Annotated in this window: 15 protein-coding genes; 5 read left to right on the top strand and 10 right to left on the bottom strand. The window is 61.4% G+C overall.

Features of this window, described 5'->3' with window-relative positions; translation table 11 throughout:
* From R6W86_RS15870 to R6W86_RS15835, 8 genes are all read right to left on the bottom strand, one after another.
* Positions 1-977, bottom strand: a 977-nt coding sequence (locus tag R6W86_RS15870) for an AMP-binding protein (protein WP_410330334.1), incomplete at its 3' end; no start/stop codon positions are given.
* 53 nt (positions 978-1,030) lie between these two features.
* A complete protein-coding gene (locus R6W86_RS15865) occupies positions 1,031-1,609 on the bottom strand; it encodes a peroxidase-related enzyme (RefSeq protein ID WP_113861191.1) in 579 nt (192 codons plus the stop codon).
* Positions 1,606-2,514 (bottom strand): hydroxymethylglutaryl-CoA lyase, encoded by a 909-nt coding sequence (locus tag R6W86_RS15860; RefSeq protein ID WP_410330333.1) that lies wholly within the window; start codon positions 2,512-2,514, stop codon positions 1,606-1,608. The genes R6W86_RS15865 and R6W86_RS15860 overlap by 4 nt, the downstream gene beginning before the upstream one ends.
* Positions 2,514-4,502 carry an acetyl/propionyl/methylcrotonyl-CoA carboxylase subunit alpha gene (locus R6W86_RS15855; protein ID WP_410330332.1) on the bottom strand — a complete coding sequence of 663 codons (1,989 nt, stop codon included), beginning with the start codon at positions 4,500-4,502 and terminating at the stop codon, positions 2,514-2,516. The genes R6W86_RS15860 and R6W86_RS15855 overlap by 1 nt, the downstream gene beginning before the upstream one ends.
* 5 nt (positions 4,503-4,507) lie before the next feature.
* Positions 4,508-5,311, bottom strand: coding sequence for an enoyl-CoA hydratase-related protein (locus R6W86_RS15850; protein WP_410330331.1), 804 nt, complete (start codon positions 5,309-5,311; stop codon positions 4,508-4,510).
* 15 nt (positions 5,312-5,326) lie between these two features.
* Entirely contained in the window at positions 5,327-6,934 is a 1,608-nt protein-coding gene (locus tag R6W86_RS15845) for a carboxyl transferase domain-containing protein (protein WP_410330330.1), read from the bottom strand.
* A gap of 187 nt (positions 6,935-7,121) precedes the next feature.
* Complete coding sequence (locus tag R6W86_RS15840; RefSeq protein ID WP_410330329.1) at positions 7,122-8,288, bottom strand: isovaleryl-CoA dehydrogenase; 1,167 nt, start codon at positions 8,286-8,288, stop codon at positions 7,122-7,124.
* 44 nt (positions 8,289-8,332) lie between these two features.
* Positions 8,333-8,779, bottom strand: a complete 447-nt coding sequence (locus R6W86_RS15835) for a MerR family transcriptional regulator (RefSeq protein ID WP_410330328.1) — start codon at positions 8,777-8,779, stop codon at positions 8,333-8,335.
* A 103-nt stretch (positions 8,780-8,882) separates the two neighbouring features.
* Between R6W86_RS15835 and R6W86_RS15830 the strand changes: the two genes are divergently transcribed.
* From R6W86_RS15830 to R6W86_RS15820, 3 genes are all read left to right on the top strand, one after another.
* Positions 8,883-9,644: a 3-hydroxyacyl-CoA dehydrogenase gene (locus R6W86_RS15830; protein ID WP_410330327.1), complete on the top strand. Its 762-nt coding sequence runs from the start codon at positions 8,883-8,885 to the stop codon at positions 9,642-9,644.
* A gap of 84 nt (positions 9,645-9,728) precedes the next feature.
* Positions 9,729-10,880 (top strand): acyl-CoA dehydrogenase family protein, encoded by a 1,152-nt coding sequence (locus R6W86_RS15825; protein ID WP_410330326.1) that lies wholly within the window; start codon positions 9,729-9,731, stop codon positions 10,878-10,880.
* A 181-nt stretch (positions 10,881-11,061) separates the two neighbouring features.
* A complete protein-coding gene (locus R6W86_RS15820) occupies positions 11,062-12,243 on the top strand; it encodes a thiolase family protein (protein ID WP_410330325.1) in 1,182 nt (393 codons plus the stop codon).
* Between the two features lie 376 nt (positions 12,244-12,619).
* Here R6W86_RS15820 and R6W86_RS15815 read toward each other — a convergent pair whose 3' ends face one another.
* Both R6W86_RS15815 and ilvG read right to left on the bottom strand, forming a co-directional pair.
* A complete protein-coding gene (locus R6W86_RS15815) occupies positions 12,620-12,898 on the bottom strand; it encodes an ACT domain-containing protein (RefSeq protein WP_410330324.1) in 279 nt (92 codons plus the stop codon).
* Positions 12,895-14,595, bottom strand: coding sequence for an acetolactate synthase 2 catalytic subunit (gene ilvG, locus R6W86_RS15810; RefSeq protein WP_410330323.1), 1,701 nt, complete (start codon positions 14,593-14,595; stop codon positions 12,895-12,897). Before ilvG ends, R6W86_RS15815 begins: the two co-directional genes overlap by 4 nt.
* Before the next feature lie 345 nt (positions 14,596-14,940).
* On the opposite strand from ilvG, the gene R6W86_RS15805 reads away from it, so the two are divergent.
* Positions 14,941-16,023 (top strand): efflux RND transporter periplasmic adaptor subunit, encoded by a 1,083-nt coding sequence (locus R6W86_RS15805; RefSeq protein ID WP_410330322.1) that lies wholly within the window; start codon positions 14,941-14,943, stop codon positions 16,021-16,023.
* 5 nt (positions 16,024-16,028) lie between these two features.
* A complete protein-coding gene (locus R6W86_RS15800) occupies positions 16,029-19,118 on the top strand; it encodes an efflux RND transporter permease subunit (protein WP_410330321.1) in 3,090 nt (1,029 codons plus the stop codon).

Here is a 19,118-nt window from a genome sequence, read left to right as displayed (position 1 = left end):
ATGATGCCGGTGCGCAGGGTGGAGAGGTCGTAGGTCTCGAACTCCGGTTCGGCTAGCTCGGCGATAAACATGGTGGGCACGCCATACAGGGCGGTGGCCTTTTCCTGGTGCACGGCCTGCAGGACGGACTTGGGCTCGAAGCCTTCACCCGGATAGATCATGGTGGAGCCGTGGGTGATACAGCCCAGGTTACCCATCACCATGCCGAAGCAGTGGTACAGGGGCACCGGAATCACCAGGCGATCCTTCTCGGTGAAGCGCTGGCTCTCCGCCACAAAGTAGCCGTTGTTCAGGATATTGTGATGGGTGAGCGTGGCGCCCTTCGGATTGCCGGTGGTGCCGGAGGTGAACTGGATGTTGATAGGGTCATCAAACTGGAGCTGGTCCTGGCGCTCGTACAGCTGCTGCTCGGACACCTCTCCGGCAAAGCCCAGGAATTCCTTCCAGGTCCACATGCCGTCGTGCTTGTCTTCGTGCACGTTGATTACGGCACGCAGCTCCGGTACGTGATCGGCCTTGAGCTTGCCGGGGGCACTGCGTTTCAGTTCCGGCGCCAGCTCGTAGATCATCTCCCGGTAATTGGATGCCTTGAAGCTGTCGGCGGTGACCAGTGTAGTGATGCCGGCGAGGTTCAGCGCATACTGCAGTTCGTGCACGCCGTAGGCCGGGTTGATGTTGACCAGGATGGCGCCCACTTTCGCGGTGGCGAACTGGGTGACGGTCCACTCGTAACGGTTGGGGGACCAGATGCCCACCCGGTCGCCGCGTTTCACTCCGATGGCCATGAAGGCACGGGCGGCCTCGTCGACCTTTTTCACGAACTCCTTGTAGGTCCAGCGGATGTCCTGGTGCAGGCACACCAGGGCTTCGGTATCCGGATACTTCTCCGCGGTACGGTCCAGCATTTCACCGATGGTCATGCCCAGCAGGGGCACTTCTGCGGTTCCGCTGGTGTAGCTTGGTAGAGTCTTGCTCATATCTCTGCCTCCAATTGTTGTTGTATTCGAGGGCAAGCAAGTCTGCGTACTTGCTAGCGACTCTGGCTGTGATACTCGGGGTTGGGTTGCATATCGCTGGCAATTGCCACGCGGTTGGACATGTTGTAGAAGCCGACCAGGTTGCTCAGGTCCCAGATGCCCCGGTCGCTGAGACCGGCATCCCGCAGGGCCTGGATGTCGTCTTCGGTGACGGTGGCCGGTGACCGGGTCAGGTGGGATGCGAAATCCAGCATCGCCCGCTGGCGCTTGTCGAGTTTGGCGCTGCGGTAGTTCATCACCATGTGCTCACCCAGCTGGGGATCACCGCTCAGTACCCGCACGGCGGCGCCGTGGGCCACCAGGCAGTAGAAGCACTTGTTTTCGGAGGAAACCACCACGGCCACCATTTCCCGCTCGAGCTTGGAGAGTTCGCCTTCGCCGAGCATGAGCTCGTTGTAAAGACGGGTGAAGCCTTCCAGCTGCTTGAGGTTCTGGCTGTAGGCGGTCAGTACGTTCGGGATCATGCCGAGTTTTTCCTGGCAGATCTGGAAGTACTTCTGGGTGTCCTCCGGCATGTCACTGATCTCGGGAATAGGGAGATCAAGGGCGACCACGTTCTTGTTCTTATTCATTTGCAGGTTCCTCCAAGCGCCTGGCCGACTTTAGAGCCGTTATGGCGATTCAGTTGCTGGCAAATCCAGTCGCCGGTGGCGACCAGTTTGTCCAGATCGACACCGGTTTCGATGCCAAGACCGTTAAGCAGATAGAGCACGTCTTCGGTCGCGACATTACCGGAAGCACCTTTGGCATAGGGGCAACCGCCCAGGCCGGCGACGGAGGCGTCGATTACGCTCACGCCTTCTTCCAGCACCGCATACAGGTTGGCCAGGGCCTGGCCGTAGGTGTCGTGGAAGTGGGCGGCCAGCCGTTCCATGGGAACGTGTGCGGCCACCGCTTCCAGCATACGCTTTGCTTTCAGCGGCGTACCTACGCCAATGGTATCGCCCAGGGAAATCTCGTAGCAGCCCATGTCGTAGAGGGCTTTGGCGACTGTGGCGACCTGTTCGGGGGCAATGTCGCCCTCGTACGGGCAGCCCAGGACGGTCGAGACGTAGCCGCGCACGGGGATGTTGTTCTTGCGGGCTTCCTCGACCACGGGGGCAAACCGCTCCAGGCTTTCGGCGATGGTGCAGTTGATGTTCTTCTTGGTGAAGGACTCGGAGGCGGCCCCGAAAACGGCTACCTCGTCCACCTTCGCGGCCAGCGCGCCCTCAAAACCCTTCATGTTGGGGGTGAGGGCGGAGTAGCGGACGCCGGCCCTGCGGTTGATGCCGGCCATGACGTCGGCGGCATCGCCCATTTGCGGCACCCATTTGGGCGACACAAAGCTGGCGGCCTCGATGTGGCTCAGGCCGCAGTCGGCAAGCCGGTCGATCAGGCCGGTCTTGATGTCGGTGGCGATGACCGGGCCGGGCTCGTTCTGCAGACCGTCCCGGGGGCTCATCTCCACCAGTCGAACCTGTTTCGGAAACGCCATCACTCAGCCTCCTCGGTTTCGATGGCAATGAGTTCGGCACCTTCGGACACCTGGTCGCCTTCGGCGAAGAAGATCTCGCTCACCACGCCGTCGGCCGGCGCCTTGATGGCGTGCTCCATTTTCATGGCTTCCATGATCACCAGGGTCTGGCCGGCGCTGACCTTGTCGCCCACCTTGGCCTGAACGGCAACGATTGCGCCGTTCATGGGAGCGGCCAGGCTGCCTTCACCGGCCATCTCCTCGAACCCGTAGGTCTCGCGGTAGACGGTGCACTTGAAGGTGTCGCCTTCGTAGAACAGGACCAGCTGATCGTCGTGCAGGTTCCCGTGAACGCTGATCCGGTGGCCGTTGACCACAGCCTGCAGGTAGTCGTCGTCCAGTTTGGCGTTCAGGTGGTACACGCTGTCGCCCACGAAGACCTGGTAGCGGTCGTCCCGCTCGAGGATCTTGAGCTCGTGGATGTCGTCACCCACCTGCAATTTCAGCGGCTGGGCGTATTCCGAGTTCATGCGCCAGCTGTTCTTGCGGCTGAACGGGGACCAGGGATCCGCGGTCACCGGCTCTGACGATTTGCGCTGCTCCAGTACGAAACCGGCGGCCAGCACCAGCGCCTTGTGGGTGTCGAGCCTGGATTTCGGGAACAGCAGGTCCTCGTGGGCACTGATGAAGCCGGTGGTCAGATCCGCTTCCCGGAACGGCTGGGCGTCGGCCAGGGCGTGCAGGAACCGGATGTTGGTCTTCACACCGGCGATACGGTAGTGCTCGAGAGCCTGGACCATGCGGTTGATGGCCTGGTCCCGGGTTTCGTCCCAGACGATCAGCTTGGCGATCATCGGGTCGTAGTGGATGCTGATCTCATCGCCTTCGGTGACACCGGTGTCCACCCGCACGTGGGCGGACTCATCCGGGGTGCTCAGGTAGCGCAGGGTACCGGTGGCCGGCAGGAAGTCCTGGTCCGGGTCCTCGGCATAGATCCGTGCTTCAAGAGCATGGCCGCGGGTTTTGACCTGGTCCTGGGTCAGGGGCAGGGGCTCGCCCCAGGCGACCTTCAGCTGCCACTCCACCAGGTCCTGGCCGGTAACCATTTCGGTGACCGGGTGTTCCACCTGCAAGCGCGTGTTCATCTCCATGAAGAAGAAGGAGCCGTCCACGTCGTACAGGAACTCGACCGTACCCGCACCCACATAGTTGATCGCCTGGGCGGCGCGTACGGCAGCTTCGCCCATGGCCTTGCGGGTTTCCTCGGTCAGGCCCGGGGCCGGTGCTTCTTCCAGGACTTTCTGGTGGCGGCGCTGGACCGAACAGTCCCGCTCGGCCAGGTAGATGCCGTTGCCGTCCTGGTCACAGAACACCTGGATTTCCACGTGCCTTGGCTGGGTCAGGTAACGCTCAATCAGCATGTCGGGGTTGCCGAAGGCGTTTCTGGCCTCGCGCTGGGCGGCGGCCAGGGCATCGTCGAATTCGGACATGCTTTCGACCACCCGCATGCCCTTGCCGCCACCGCCGGCGACGGCTTTCAGCAGCAGCGGGAAGCCGCATTTCTCGGCTTCGGCACGGAGCACATCCGGGGACTGGTCCTTGCCGTGGTAACCCGGTACCAGAGGCACGCCGGCTTTCTCCATGATGGCCTTGGCGGCGGATTTGGAGCCCATGGCCGCAATGGCGGAGGAGGGCGGACCGATAAAGACAATGCCGTTGGCTTCGCAGGCTTCGGCAAATTCGGTGTTCTCGGACAGGAAGCCATAGCCCGGGTGGATGGCCTGGGCGCCGCTCTGTTTGGCAATCTCGATGATCTTCTCGGCCCGCAGGTAGCTCTCGGAGCTGGGCGCGGGGCCGATATGGAACGCTTCGTCGGCCATGGCCACATGCCGGGCGCTGGCGTCCGCGTCGGAGTAGACCGCGACACAGCGGATCCCCATGCGGTGGGCGGTCTGGATGATCCGGCAGGCGATCTCGCCCCGGTTGGCTATCAGAATCTTGCTGAACATTGTTGTTATTCCTCCGGAACCCAGTTGGCCTTGCGTTTGTTCAGAAAAGCACTCAGCCCTTCCTGGCCTTCCTCACCCACGCGGATGTCTGCGATGCGATGGGCGGTATCGTCGATCACGGCTTCATTGATCGGCTTGTGACTGACGGCAAAGACCAAGTCCTTAGCGGCTTTCATGGCCTCGGGGCCGTTGCTGGCCAGTTGCTGGAGCATTTCGTTGCAGCGCTGCTCCATGGCATCCACGTCGTCGCACACGATGTGCACCAGGCCATACTCCTGAGCCTGTTTTGCGGTAAAGACTTCGGCGGAGATGAAGTACCGGCGGGCCTGGCGTTCGCCGATGGCGCGCACCACGTAGGGGCTGATGACCGCTGGAATCAGGCCGAGCTTCACTTCGCTCAGGCAGAAGCTGGATTGCTCGGTGGCGATGACGATGTCGCAGCAGGCGGCAAGACCGACGGCGCCGCCGAAGGCCGCACCCTGCATCAGGCCAATCACCGGCTTGGACAGATGGTTGAGTACACTCATCAGCCGTGCCAGTTCCCGGGAATCGTCCAGGTTTTCCTGGTGGGTGTTTTCGGCCATGCGGCGCATCCAGCCCAGGTCCGCGCCGGCAGAGAAGTGTTTGCCTTCGGAGCGCAGGATCACTACTTTGGTCCGGCTGTCGGCGTTGACGTCGGTCAGCGTATGGATCAGCTGCTGAATGATGACGTCGTCAAAAGCGTTGCGTTTGTCCGGGCGGTTCAGCACAACCTCGGTCACACCGCCATCGCGGCGTTTCAGCAGAACCGCAGATTCCTGTTCTGACATGATCCTTCTCCTCGGTTACATGCGGAACACGCCGAAGCGCGTTGGCTTCGCCGGCCGGTTCAGCGTGGCGGACAGGCTCAGGGCGACCACTTCCCGGGTCTGGGCCGGGTCGATAACGCCGTCGTCCCACAGGCGGGCGCTGGCGTAATAGGGGTGGCCCTGGTGCTCGTACTTGTCGGCGATGGGCTTCTTGAATGCCGCCTCGTCTTCTTCGCTCCAGGTCTCGCCCTTGCGCTCGAGGCCTTCGCGGCGAACCTGGGCCATAACGCCGGCGGCCTGCTCGCCGCCCATGACGGAGATGCGGGCGTTGGGCCACATCCACAGGAAGTCGGGGCTGTAGGCGCGGCCACACATGCCGTAGTTGCCGGCACCGTAGCTGCCGCCGATGAGTACGGTGATCTTGGGTACTTCGGCACAGGCGACGGCCATGACCATTTTGGCACCGTGCTTCGCGATGCCTTCAGACTCGTACTTCTGGCCGACCATGAAGCCGGTGATGTTCTGCAGGAACAGCAGCGGGATGTTGCGCTGGCAGCACAGTTCGATGAAGTGCGCGCCTTTCTGGGCGGACTCGCTGAACAGGATGCCGTTATTGGCGACGATGCCCACCGGGTAGCCGTGGACGTGGGCGAAGCCGGTGACCAGGGTCTGGCCATAGTAACGTTTGAACTCGTCGAACTCGGAGCCGTCGACGATGCGGGCGATCACGTCGCGCACGTCGAACTGTTTGCGCAGGTCGGTGCCGACGATGCCGTAGATTTCCTCGGGATCGTACAGCGGTGCCCGGGGCTTCTGGACTTCCACCGGAACCGGCTTGCGGCGGTTCAGGTTGGCCACGCAGCGGCGGGCAATTTCCAGGGCGTGGGCGTCGTTCTCGGCGTAGTGGTCGGCGACACCGGAGATCTTGCAGTGCACGTCGGCCCCACCCAGGTCTTCGGCGGAGACGACTTCACCGGTGGCGGCTTTCACCAGGGGCGGGCCGGCCAGGAAGATGGTGCCCTGGTTGCGGACGATGATGGATTCGTCGGCCATGGCGGGCACGTAGGCGCCACCGGCGGTGCACAGGCCCATGACGACGGCGATCTGGGGGATGTCGTCGGCGGACATGCGGGCCTGGTTGTAGAAGATGCGGCCGAAGTGGTCACGGTCCGGGAAGACTTCGTCCTGTCTTGGCAGGTTGGCGCCGCCGGAGTCGACCAGGTAGATGCAGGGCAGGCGGTTTTCCAGGGCGATTTCCTGGGCGCGCAGGTGTTTTTTCACCGTGAGCGGGTAGTAGCTGCCACCTTTTACCGTGGCATCGTTGGCGATGATCATGCATTCGGTGCCGGAGACGCGGCCGACGCCGGCGACGACGCCCGCAGCGGGGACTTCTTCGTCGTAGACGTTGTAGGCGGCGAACTGGCCGATTTCGAGGAACGGGGAGCCGTCGTCGAGCAGGCGGTTGATGCGTTCCCTGGGCAGGAGTTTGCCGCGGTCGGTGTGGCGCTTCTGGTAGTCGGGGCCACCGCCTTGCTGGATCTTGGTGACTTTTTCCCGCAGGTCCGCTACGGCTGCTGCCATGGACTCTTTGTTGACCTGAAACTCGTCAGATCTTGGGTTTATTTTGCTTTGGAGTATGGTCATTTTCCCAGCCTTCTTTCTCGGGGCATCCGGGGGTGGCGGGCGGTCCTCCCGGGAACCGCTACGAGCACGTCCATGTGCGCTTGTTTCAGGCCATCCTTGGCCTTCAACATTCCCGGGAGGACCACCCGCCACCCCCTCGGCTTACCGTGGGAGTTATAGTCCGTGAGTCGATCGGATCGGGCGTTCGTTACTTGTTGAGGAACAGCTCGCGACCGATCAGCATCCGGCGGATTTCGGACGTACCGGCACCGATTTCATACAGCTTGGCGTCTCGCAGCAGGCGGCCTGTCGGGTATTCGTTGATGTAGCCGTTGCCGCCGAGCAGTTGGATGGCGTCCAGGGCCAGTTTGGTGGCCATTTCTGCGGAGTAGAGGATGGCGCCGGCGGCGTCTTTGCGGGTGGTCTCGCCGCGGTCGGCGGATTGGGCCACCATGTAGACGTAGGATTTGGAGGTGTTCATGAAGGTGTACATGTCGGCCACTTTGCCCTGTACCAGTTCGAATTCACCGATGGCCTGGCCGAACTGTTTGCGCTCGCGGATGTAGGGAACGACCACGTCCATCGCGGCCTGCATGATGCCCAGGGGGCCTCCGGAGAGGACGAGGCGTTCGTAGTCGAGGCCGCTCATGAGGACTTTGGCGCCGTTACCTTCGCCGCCCAGGATGTTTTCCTTGGGAACCTTGCAGTCTTCGAACACCAGTTCACAGGTGTTGGAGCCGCGCATGCCGAGTTTGTCGAGTTTCTGGTGGCGGCTGAAACCCGGGTAGTCGCGCTCGACGATGAAGGCGGTGATGCCCTTGGAGCCGCCTTTCGGGTCGGTCTTGGCGTAGATGACGTAGGTGTTGGCGTCCGGGCCGTTGGTGATCCACATCTTGTTGCCGTTGAGGACGTAATGGTCGCCTTCGTCACGGGCGTGGAGTTTCATGGAGATAACGTCGGAGCCGGCGTTGGGCTCGGACATGGCAAGGGCGCCGACGTGTTCGCCGCTGACCAGTTTGGGCAGGTATTTCTGTTTCTGTTCTTCGGTGCCGTTGCGGTGAATCTGGTTCACGCAGAGGTTGGAGTGGGCACCGTAGGAGAGACCAACGGAGGCGGAGGCACGGCTGATTTCTTCCATGGCGATGACGTGGGCCAGGTAGCCCATGTCGGAGCCGCCGTATTCTTCGCTCACGGTAATACCCAGCAGGCCCATGTCGCCCATTTTCCGCCATAGGTCCATGGGGAACTCGTTATTGCGGTCGATTTCTTCGGCGCGCGGGGCGATTTCGGAGGCAGCAAAGCCGTTGACCTGCTCACGCAGCATGTCGAGGGTTTCACCGAGGCCGAAATTCAGCTCTGAGTATTGTGATTTCATCGTTGGCTACCTTCTTGTTTTGAAAGCTTGATGTTTGGTTTCCGTCACTTGTGGGCAACGGCTTCTTCTGTCTCTTTTGGCGCCAGTTCCTGTTCTTTTTTCTTCTTCTCCAGGTCGGCCAGGGCTTCTCGGCACCGGGCCTCGGCGGTATCTATTTCCATTTCCGCCTGGGCTATGTCGTTCTTTTGCTGTTCCAGCATGGCCTTCCGGGCTTCCAGGATCTCCAGCATTTTCAGCAGCTGTTTTTCATTGCCGGTCAGGGTCTCGTCCCAGAGGTCGAAAAGTTCCTTGGTTTCTGCAAGGGTGAAGCCCATGCGTTTACCGCGGAGAATCAACTTCAGGCGCACTCGGTCCTTGGTGCTGAAAATGCGTGTCTGGCCGCGGCGCCTGGGTTTGAGCAGGCCCTGATCCTCGTAGAAGCGGATGCTTCGCGTTGTTACATCGAACTCCTGCGAGAGCTCGCTGATGCTGAAGGTTCTTTTTTCGCTCATGACCATTTCCTTTTTCGACTAAGGTTAGATAAAGTTTACGTAAACGTAAAGTGGTTTTCTGGTCCGAATTCACACAAGCGGATTACAAGAAGAGGAGTGAACGATGGATTTCAATAATATACCAGCCATTGTAACAGGTGGGGCCTCAGGTCTTGGTGAGGCTTCTGCCCGTGCGCTGGCTGCCGCAGGCTGCAAGGTGGCGATTCTGGACGTGAATAAAGAGCAGGGTGAGAAGGTTGCTGCCGAGCTTGGGGGAATCTTCCACGAATGTGATGTGACTTCGCCGGAGAGTGCTGAGGCTGCCATCAACGCTGCCCGCGAAGCCCATGGCCCCTGCGGTATAGCTGTCAACTGTGCGGGTATCGCGCCGGCATCGAAGATTCTGGGTCGGGATGGCGTCATGCCTCTGGAGAAATTCAGCAAGGTTATCCAGGTCAACCTGATTGGTACATTTAATATTCTTCGGCTCGCTGCGGCGGACATGGCCCAGCGTGAGCCGAATGCCGATGGCGAGCGAGGCGTGATTATCAATACTGCCTCCGTGGCCGCGTTCGAGGGGCAGATCGGGCAATCCGCCTACAGCGCCTCCAAGGGCGGTGTGGTAGCCCTGACCCTGCAGGCCGCCCGCGAGCTGGCCCGGGAAGGCATCCGGGTGAATACCATCGCACCGGGTATCTTCATGACCCCCATGATGGCCGGTATGCCCCAGGAAGTTCAGGACAGCCTGGCCGCCACCCTGCCGTTCCCGAAGCGGCTTGGCAAGCCGGAGGAATTTGGCATGATGGTGGACCAGATGGTGCGCAACCCGATTCTCAATGGCGAGGTGATCCGCCTCGACTGTGCGCTGCGCATGGCGCCCAAGTGATTTGACGAACAGGATCTGCCACAAGCGGATCCTCAATACCCACGTGATCTGCCAAAAGCGATCTGATAACCACAGGTGAGCGACATGACCAATCCTGTCGATCAAGAAGAACTGGCGCTGTTCCGGGACTCTGTTATCAAGGCCCTGGAAACCGAAGTGGCGCCCCATTACGAAGCCTGGGAAAAGTCCGGCATCGTCCCCCGGGAACTCTGGAACACGCTTGGCAACGCCGGGATGTTGTGTGTGGATGTGCCCGAGGGGTGCGGTGGCTGTGGTGCGCCTTTCCAATACTCTGTTGTAGTTGGTGAAGAACTGGCCCGCATGGGGTTCGGTGCGCTTTCCACCAACGTGATGGTGCATTCCGACATCGTTGCGCCATACCTCAGCCACATCGGTAACGAGGAACAGAAGCAGCAGTGGCTGCCGAAGATGGTTTCCGGCGAAGCCGTCGGCGCCATCGCCATGACGGAACCGGGCGCCGGCAGTGACCTCCAGGCCATCCGCTCCAGTGCGGTCCGGGATGGGGATGACTACATCCTGAACGGATCCAAGACCTTCATCACCAATGGCCAGCATGCCGACATGGTGATCGTCGCGGCCAAGACCGACCCGAGCGCCGGTGCCAGGGGCATCAGCCTGTTCCTGGTGGACACCGCTTTGCCGGGCTATAGCAAGGGCCGGAACCTGGACAAGATCGGTCAGCACTCCGGCGATACCTCGGAACTGTTCTTCTCGGATATGCGCATCCCCGCCTCCGCGTTGCTCGGCGAAGAAGGCCAGGGCTTCGTTTACCTGATGCGCGAGTTGCCGCGGGAGCGCCTGGTGATCGGCGCCCTGGGCGTTGCCGCTGCCCGTGGCTCCCTGGACATGACCATCACCTACACTCAGGAGCGGGAACTGTTCGGCCAGAAACTGGCCCAACTGCAGAACACCCGTTTCGAAATCGCCCGCATGGAAACCGACTACCGGGTGAACAAGGCGTTCGTGGACCAGTGCATCCGCGAGTATGAGGAAGGCAAACTCGATGCACCGACTGCCTCCATGGCCAAGTACAGCGCCACAGAGATGCAGTGCCGGGTGGCCGATGGCTGCCTGCAGCTGTTCGGCGGCTATGGTTACACCACGGAGTATCCGATTTCCCGCAACTTCATCGACGCCCGGGTGCAGCGGATTTACGGTGGTACGTCCGAAGTGATGAAAGAAATTATTGCCCGCTCTGTGCTGGGCAAGGCCTGAAGAATAGAGCCTTTTAGGGCTCAGGAAGGCAACTCGAATGCTCGGGGTCCGGGCAGGGGGCAGCCTTCCGGGACTGTCTGCAGCATGGATGCTGCAGTCAAGCGTACAGGGACGTATTCACAGCGTGTCCCGGAAGGCTGCCCCCTGATCGGGCCCTCCACCCAATCAGGAGGATGACCGAATGAACACCAATGACGTAGTAATCGCAGGATCAGCAAGAACCCCGATGGGCGGCATGATGGGCTCCCTGAGCTCCGTACGCTCCCCGCAACTGGGCGCCACTTCCATCAAGGCGGCCATCGAGCGGGCAGGTCTCCAGCCGGCGGATGTCCAGGAAGTGATCATGGGCTGCGTGCTGCCCGCCGGACTTGGCCAGGCCCCGGCCCGTCAGGCGTCCCGCGCCTCCGGCATACCGGACAGCTCCGGCTGTACCACCATCAACAAGATGTGTGGTTCGGGCATGCAGGCGGTCATCATGGCCCACGACCAGATCAAGGCCGGTACCAACAACATTATGATCGCCGGTGGCATGGAAAACATGAGCCAGGCGCCTTACCTGCTGCCCAAGGCCCGTGCCGGCATGCGTATGGGGCATGGCCAGGTGCTGGACAGCATGTTCCTGGATGGTCTTGAAGACGCCTACGAAGGCGGCCTGATGGGCGTCTTCGCCCAGCGCACCGCTGATAAATACGACATCAGCCGCCAGGCCATGGACGAATTTGCCATCGGTTCCCTGCAGAAATCCCTCGCCGCCATCGAAAACGGCTGGTTCAAGGACGAGATTGTTCCGGTGACTGTCTCTGGCCGTGGCGGTGATACCGAGGTGGATACCGACGAGCAGCCGGGCAACGCCAAGCCGGAAAAGATCCCGCAGCTGAAGCCAGCGTTCGCCAAAGACGGCTCCGTGACCGCCGCCAACTCCAGTTCCATCAGTGACGGTGCTTCCGCCCTGGTACTGGCCTCTGCGGCTGAAGCTGACGCCCGAGGCCTGACACCCCAGGCCCGCATCGTGGCCCATGCCACCAATGCACGCCTGCCGTCCGAGTTCACCATCGCGCCGATCGGCTCCATCGAGAAGGTCCTCAAGAAAGCGGGCTGGACGCTGGACGATGTCGACCTGTTCGAGATCAACGAAGCCTTCGCAGTGGTTACCCTGGCCGCGATCAACGAGCTGAAGCTTCCGGCGGAGAAGGTGAACGTCCATGGCGGCGCCTGCGCCCTCGGTCACCCGATCGGCTCCTCCGGTTCCCGGATCATCGTCACCCTCATCAATGCGCTGAAGCAGCGTGGGCTCAAGCGCGGCGTGGCTTCGCTCTGCATCGGCGGTGGCGAAGCCACGGCTGTGGCCATCGAACTGATCTGATTTGGCGTACTGTTTCTCGTAGCTTGCCCTTTGGGGGCGGGCTTGCGGGGTGGCCGGTGGATTTTTCTTGGAAAAAGAACTCGCTTCGCTCAGACACCTTTTTCCGGCGAAAAATCCACCGGCCACCCCGCGCCGACGTGCAACGCGGGTTTATCGGCTTAAAGACGTTTTGTTTTCTTTTCCCTTCAGAAATATCGTTGCTGCCCGTCGGTAGGGGGTGGGGGTATCTTTTCTGACAGGGAAAAGATGTCTGAGCGAAGCGAGTTGTTTTCCCCGAAGAAAAGATACCCCCACCCCCGTACCTGCCCGCCAAATCTCAGGCTACAGAAAGACCATGCCCGCCAAACCTCAGGCTGGAAGAATCGCAACTCCGAGCTCAGGCTGAACGAGACCGAGCCACAGAACCAGACGCGAGGGCAACCTCGGCAACCGTATGAAGCTTCTCCAGTTGCGATTGCAACATGGCAATTGGCCGTGTCCCCTCCAGGGTGAGGGCAATATCCAGATGCTCTTCCGCACTTTCCACTGCCATCCTGGCAATCCGGAACCCACGAATACGGACCACCTGGCAGAGCCGTTCGAGGGCCGCAGCTTCATGCGCCATACGGCAATTGAGGGTGTAACTGGGCATTGAAATGTCCGCTCGTGGGGTCATGCTACGTTCTCCTTGTTTGCAGTGCTGGTGCGTCGGTTTTCATCGATCATTTCACGGTTGCTGGCGCCGGGTTTGACGATGGGCCAGACGTTGTCTTCACGGCTGATGGCCACGTGCAGCAACATCGGGCCGTTGAACGCCAGGATGGTCTCGATGCCCCGGCGGATCTGGTCGGTGCGTTCGATGTGCAGGGCCGGGATATCGAAGGCCCGGGCCATGGCAACGAAGTCGGGGTTATCGTCCAGGTTTATCTGGCTTTCCCGGTTGTTGTAGAACAGTTCCTGCTGCTGGCGCACCATGCCCAGGCACTGGTTGTCCATGACGATCAGTTTTACCGGCAGGTTATAGCGGCGGATGGTGGCCAGTTCCTGGGCGTTCATCATGAACGAGCCATCACCGGTGACGTTGATGACGGTGCTGTTGCGGTCGGCAAACTGGGCGCCGATGGCCGCGGGCAGGCCGAAGCCCATGGTGCCCAGGCCGCCGCTGGTGAGGTGGTGGCGTGGGTGGTCGAAGTCGTAGTGCTGGGCCACCCACATCTGGTGCTGGCCAACGTCGCAGGCGATCACGGTGTCGTCCGGTCCAATCCGGGAAAGCTGGCGGATAAAGGCCGGGCCGGTGATCGGGGCCAGGGGTTCTTCGTTGTCGGCCGCGTGGAAACCGCCGGTGGTGTGCCAGGTGCGGCACTGTTTCTGCCAATCCTTGATCGCCAGAGGGTCAGCCTGCAATGCGTCCGCCAGTGATTTCAGGATGGTGTTCAGATCACCGCGTATGGCCAGATCGGCGTCGCGCAGTTTGTTGATTTCGGCGGCATCGGCATCAATGTGAATCATCCTGGCGTTGGGGGCGAAGCCGTCCAGTTTGCCGGTGGCGCGATCGTCCAGGCGGGCGCCGATGACCAGCAGCAGGTCGCATTCGTCTACGGCTCTGTTGGCTGCTCGGGAGCCGTGCATGCCCAGCATGCCGAGGTTGTAGGGATTGTGTTTGCCGGCGTTGCCGATGCCCTTCAGAGTCACAACCGCTGGCAGGGCGGAGGATTCCGCAAAGGCCCGGAAACTGCTCTCGGCGTGGGCCAGGCTGATGCCTCCGCCACTGTACAGCAGGGGCTTGCGGGCGGCGCGCAGCATCGCCAGGGCTTCCGTCAGGTCGGTCGCAGCCGTTTCACGGGGCTCAGGTTGAGGGAAGGGCGCATCGGCCACTTCGGTCAGCAAAAGGTCTTTGGGAATATCAATCCAGACCGGCCCCGGGCGACCGTTCTGGGCCAGTTCGATCGCCTCTTCCATGATGGCGGGCAGGCTGTCCGCATCGTCAATCAGGTAGCTGTGCTTAACGATGCCCAGGGTCATGCCCAGTACGTCGGTTTCCTGGAAGGCGTCGGTGCCGATCAGACCCGAGGGAACCTGGCCGGTGATGACCAGCATGGGAATGGAATCCCGGTGGGCGTTGGCAACGCCGGTGATCAGGTTGGTGGCACCGGGGCCTGACGTGGCAATGCAGACGCCCAGCTTGCCACTGGCCCGGGCGTAGCCGTCTGCCGCCAGGGCGCAGCCCTGCTCATGGCGGCACAGCACATGCTCCACGCCCACATCGTCCACCAGCGCATCGTATAGCGGCATGATGCAGCCGCCGGGATACCCGAAAACCGTGCTGATGTTGTGGCGGTGGAACGCGTCAAGAATGTGCTGTGCGCCGTTCATGGTTGTTTTTCCCTTTTCTTTTGCCGTAAAAAAAGAAACCCCCGGGACCTTTCGGTGCCGGGGGTTTCTGGTGTCTTGTCAGGTTTGTCGCTATCTCACCCGCTTGTCCACGCAGAAGCCCCCGGACGGTACCACGACCACCAGGACGAGCTTCACAAGGACAATCACTGCGTTGAGATTCATGAAATCGACAGTCTGCTCTGAATTCGTAAAAGGATTCTGTGTAGAATCTACCCCACGTTTTAAATCGGATGCAACCGTTAATTGCCGGTTTTTTCTCCAGGCCGGCGTACGGTTTCTCTTTCCGCATCCTTATTCACCGTCTTCAGACACAGCGAGCATTCAATGACGAAAGCAAGATGGGGATCCCTGGGGTTATCCCTGCTGGTGGTGGTTCTCCTGGTAATCTGGATGATGACCGGCGAGGTCAAGGTTTCATCGGATCAGGCGCCCGAGCAGCAACAGGACCCGGAGGCGGGGCTGACCAGCGTGGAAGTGGAAAAGCTGCAGGCACGTCTGCATGAGCCGGGAATCCAGCTTCAGGGCCAGCTTGAGCCCTGGTTTTCCGTGAGCCTGAACGCCCGGGTGGCGGGGACCGTTGAGGAAGTGGCTGCCGATCTCGGGGAAGCTGTCACCGATGGCCAGGTTCTGGCGCGGTTCTCTGACGATGGCCGTTCGGCTCTGGTGGCCCGGTGGCAGTCGAGGGTGAAAAAGCTGGAAGCGGATCTGGTGGCGGCGCGCCGGCTGCGCTCGGACAACTTCACCTCGCAGTCGCAGCTGCTGGACCTGGAGAGCGAGCTTGCCGCTGCCCGTGCCGAACTGACGTCCGCCCGCCTGGCTGTGCAGCACCTGACGCCGACCGCGCCATTCAACGGCATCATCAACGCCCGACATGTGGACCCGGGAACCCTGGTACAGGTTGGCTCGCCGCTTTTCGAGCTGGTGCGTATCGACCGTCTGAAAGCCACCGGCCAGGTTCCGCAGCAATCGGTCGGCCAGGTCGCCGTGGGGCAGTCGGTCCGGATTGATCTGCTGGACGGCGGCCAGCTCCAGGGCGTGGTGACCTTCGTGGCCAGTGCGGCCAACCCCGAGACCCGGAGTTTCGCGGTAGAGATTGCCGTGGAGAACCCGGAGCTTAAACGGGTTGCCGGAGGCAGCGCCAGCCTCCGGATCGCGCTACCGGAAGTCAAAGCCATGTTCATTTCTCCCGCCTACCTCAGCCTGGGTGATGACGGCCGTCCGGGCATCAAGTATGTGGATGAGAATAACAGGGTGGTCTTTGCTGCGGCCCGGCTGCTCAGTGTCTCTACCGAGGGTGCCTGGGTAACCGGCTTGCCTGATGAGATCCGTCTGATCACCCGTGGCGGTGGTTTCGTCAGCGAAGGTGAGGAAGTCATCCCCGTCGATCGCTCGGACAACAGGGGCTGATCGGTATGCGGGCTCTGATCTTTGCCGCCATGGACCGAAGCAGGACTACCCTGCTGACCTTGTTGTTCTTGATACTTGGTGGTATCGCGGCTTTCAATACCATCCCCAAGGAAGCCAATCCGGATGTCACCATCCCGATCATTTACGTCTCCATGACCCTGGACGGCATCAGCCCGGAAGACGCGGAGCGTTTGCTGGTGCGACCGATGGAACAGGAGCTGCGGTCACTGGAGGGCATCAAGGAAATGCGCAGCACCGCCTCCGAGGGCCATGCGTCGGTGATGCTGGAATTCGATGCCGGCTTCGATCCGGACATAGCGTTGCAGGATGTCCGGGAGAAGGTGGATACCGCACGGACCAAATTGCCCCAGGAAGCGGACGAACCGCGGGTGAACGAGATCAATGTGTCCCTGTTCCCGGTATTGTCGGTGGGCCTCTCCGGGCCGCTGTCCGAGCGGGAGCTGATCACCATCGCGCGGCGGTTCCAGGATGCCATCGAGGCCATTCCCGAGGTGCTGGAAGTGGAGATCGGCGGTGACCGGGAGGATCAGTTGGAAGTCGTGGTGGATCCCCAGGTGCTGGAGAGCTACGGCATCGATTTCGACCGGCTTGCCTCCCTGGTGACCCGCAACAACCAGCTGGTGGCTGCGGGTTCCCTCGATACCGGCAACGGCCGTATGGCGTTGAAAGTGCCCGGTGTGATCGAGAACATCGAGGATGTCATGTCCATGCCGGTGAAAGTGGACGGAGATACCGTGGTGACCTTCGGGGATGTCGCCATGCTCCAGCGTACCTTCAAGGACCCCACCGGATTTGCCCGCATCAACGGTGAGCCCGCGCTGGTGCTGGAAGTGTCCAAGCGATCCGGCGCCAACATTATCGAAACCGTGGCCCAGGTCCGGGAGCTGATCGAGCAGGCCCGCCCTCGGCTGCCGGAGAGCCTCGATATCCGTTACATCATGGATCAGTCGGACGAGGTGCAGGATATCCTCTCGGATCTGCTCAACAACGTGCTGACCGCCATTGTGCTGGTGATCATCGTGGTGATCGCGGCCATGGGCCCGCGTTCGGCGCTGCTGGTCGGACTCACCATTCCCGGCGCCTTCCTGACCGGGATTCTGGTTATCTGGAGTATGGGCCTGACGCTCAATATCGTGGTTCTGTTCAGCCTGATTCTGGTTGCCGGCATGCTGGTGGACGGCGCGATTGTGGTGTCCGAGCTGGCGGACCGGAACCTGTCTGAAGGAGGCACTGTCCGTTCCGCCTGGGCCGAAGCCGCGAGTCGGATGGCCTGGCCGATCATTGCCTCCACCGCGACCACCCTGGCGGTATTCGTACCGCTGTTGTTCTGGCCCGGCGTTGTGGGTGAGTTCATGAAATTCCTGCCGATCACCGTGATCATCTGCCTGAGCGCGTCCCTCGCCATGGCCCTGGTATTCCTGCCGGTGCTCGGCGGTGTCAGTGGTGGACGCCGGGCCCGGGCGTCCCATGCCGATGGCCGTATGATGGCCTGGTACCGGCTGGTGCTGTCCCGACTGCTGCAGTTCCCGGGGTTCACCCTGTTGGGCGTGCTGGTGGTCATTCTGGTGATTTACGCCGCCTATGCCCGCTTCAACCATGGCGTGGAATTCTTCCCCAGCGTGGAGCCTGATTCGGCCCAGGTGCAGGTTCGGGCCCGGGGCGATCTGTCTGTCTGGGAGCGCGATGCCATTGTCCGGGAGGTTGAACGGCGTCTGCAGGGGATGCCAGAGGTGAAGGCCCTCTACGCCCGGTCCATGCTCAGTAACAACACCCGGATGGCACCGGATGTCATCGGGGTGCTGCAGTTCCAGTTCACCGACTGGTTCACCCGCAGACCCGCTAGCGCGATTCTGGAGGATTTCCGGGAACGGACTGCCGATATTCCCGGCATCGAGCTGGAATTCCGCAAACAGGAGGGCGGGCCGGCCGAGGGCAAGCCGATCGAGATCCAGGTCAGCAGTCGTGATGACGGTCAGCTCAATGGTTTTGTGGATGCAGTCGAGCGCCGCATGAGTACCCTGGACGGGTTCGTGGAAATCGAGGACGACCGCAGCCTGCCGGGTATTGAATGGCAACTGAAGGTGGACCGGGAAGCAGCAGCACGCTTTGGCACCGACGTGCTCAGTATCGGCAGTGCGGTGCGCCTGGTCACCAACGGCCTGGTACTGGCGACCTATCGGCCCGAGGATGTCCGGGACGAGGTGGACATTGCCGTGCGTGTTCCCAACAACTGGCGGGACCTGGATCAGTTGCAGCGCCTGACCATCAACACCTCTCGGGGCCAGGTGCCGCTCTCTGAATTCGTCAAGCTGGAGCCCGGAGAAAAGACCGGCAGCATCGTAAGGGTTGACGGTCAGCGCACGGTAACCATCAAATCGGATCTGGCGCCGGGCCGGCAGGTGGATGAAATGCTGCGGGTGCTGCAGGAGAAAATGCCGGAACCGCCGGAGGGCATCACTCTTGCTTTCGCGGGTGAGAGCGAGGACCAGCAGCAGGCGGCATCGTTCCTGACCACTGCATTCCTGGTCGCCATTGGTCTGATGCTCCTGATCCTGGTGACCCAGTTCAATTCCCTGTACCAGACCTTTCTGATCCTCTCGGCGATCGTGTTGTCCACCGCCGGCGTCCTGATCGGGCTGCTGCTCAATGGCCAACCGTTCGGCATCGTGATGGTCGGGATGGGGATCATTGCCCTGGCGGGGATCGTGGTGAACAACAACATCATTCTGATCGATACCTACAATCAGATGCGCCGGGACGGGCTATCGCCCTATGAATCGGCACTGGAGACCGGGTGCCTGCGTTTACGACCGGTCCTGCTGACTGCGATTACTACGGTTCTGGGTCTCATGCCCATGGTGCTGGGCATCAACGTCGATCTGCTCAGTCCGTCTCTGGGCCTCGGTGCGCCGTCCACCCAGTGGTGGACCCAGCTCTCCAGTGCCATTGCCGGTGGTCTGGGTTTTGCGACCATCCTGACATTGCTGCTGACACCGTCCCTGCTGGTGCTCGGTGAGAAAACCGGGCGGAAAGTTCGGCAGCTCACCGGCCGGTTGCAGCCGGAAGTGGGGTAG

It is taken from the genome of Marinobacter sp. (assembly GCF_046484525.1).
Taxonomy (GTDB): Bacteria; Pseudomonadota; Gammaproteobacteria; order Pseudomonadales; family Oleiphilaceae; genus Marinobacter.
Note: the sequence above shows the minus strand (reverse complement) of the source record. Positions and strands in the feature narration are given on the sequence as shown.

What these genes read in the sequence shown, in the direction of transcription:
- R6W86_RS15865 (WP_113861191.1), bottom strand. Translation starts at nt 1,609, where the DNA reads ATGAATAAGAACAAGAACGTGGTCGCCCTTGATCTCCCTATTCCCGAG.
- R6W86_RS15860 (WP_410330333.1), bottom strand. Translation starts at nt 2,514, where the DNA reads ATGGCGTTTCCGAAACAGGTTCGACTGGTGGAGATGAGCCCCCGGGAC.
- R6W86_RS15855 (WP_410330332.1), bottom strand. Translation starts at nt 4,502, where the DNA reads ATGTTCAGCAAGATTCTGATAGCCAACCGGGGCGAGATCGCCTGCCGG.
- R6W86_RS15850 (WP_410330331.1), bottom strand. Translation starts at nt 5,311, where the DNA reads ATGTCAGAACAGGAATCTGCGGTTCTGCTGAAACGCCGCGATGGCGGT.
- R6W86_RS15845 (WP_410330330.1), bottom strand. Translation starts at nt 6,934, where the DNA reads ATGACCATACTCCAAAGCAAAATAAACCCAAGATCTGACGAGTTTCAG.
- R6W86_RS15840 (WP_410330329.1), bottom strand. Translation starts at nt 8,288, where the DNA reads ATGAAATCACAATACTCAGAGCTGAATTTCGGCCTCGGTGAAACCCTC.
- R6W86_RS15835 (WP_410330328.1), bottom strand. Translation starts at nt 8,779, where the DNA reads ATGAGCGAAAAAAGAACCTTCAGCATCAGCGAGCTCTCGCAGGAGTTC.
- R6W86_RS15830 (WP_410330327.1), top strand. Translation starts at nt 8,883, where the DNA reads ATGGATTTCAATAATATACCAGCCATTGTAACAGGTGGGGCCTCAGGT.
- R6W86_RS15825 (WP_410330326.1), top strand. Translation starts at nt 9,729, where the DNA reads ATGACCAATCCTGTCGATCAAGAAGAACTGGCGCTGTTCCGGGACTCT.
- R6W86_RS15820 (WP_410330325.1), top strand. Translation starts at nt 11,062, where the DNA reads ATGAACACCAATGACGTAGTAATCGCAGGATCAGCAAGAACCCCGATG.
- R6W86_RS15815 (WP_410330324.1), bottom strand. Translation starts at nt 12,898, where the DNA reads ATGACCCCACGAGCGGACATTTCAATGCCCAGTTACACCCTCAATTGC.
- ilvG (WP_410330323.1), bottom strand. Translation starts at nt 14,595, where the DNA reads ATGAACGGCGCACAGCACATTCTTGACGCGTTCCACCGCCACAACATC.
- R6W86_RS15805 (WP_410330322.1), top strand. Translation starts at nt 14,941, where the DNA reads ATGACGAAAGCAAGATGGGGATCCCTGGGGTTATCCCTGCTGGTGGTG.
- R6W86_RS15800 (WP_410330321.1), top strand. Translation starts at nt 16,029, where the DNA reads ATGCGGGCTCTGATCTTTGCCGCCATGGACCGAAGCAGGACTACCCTG.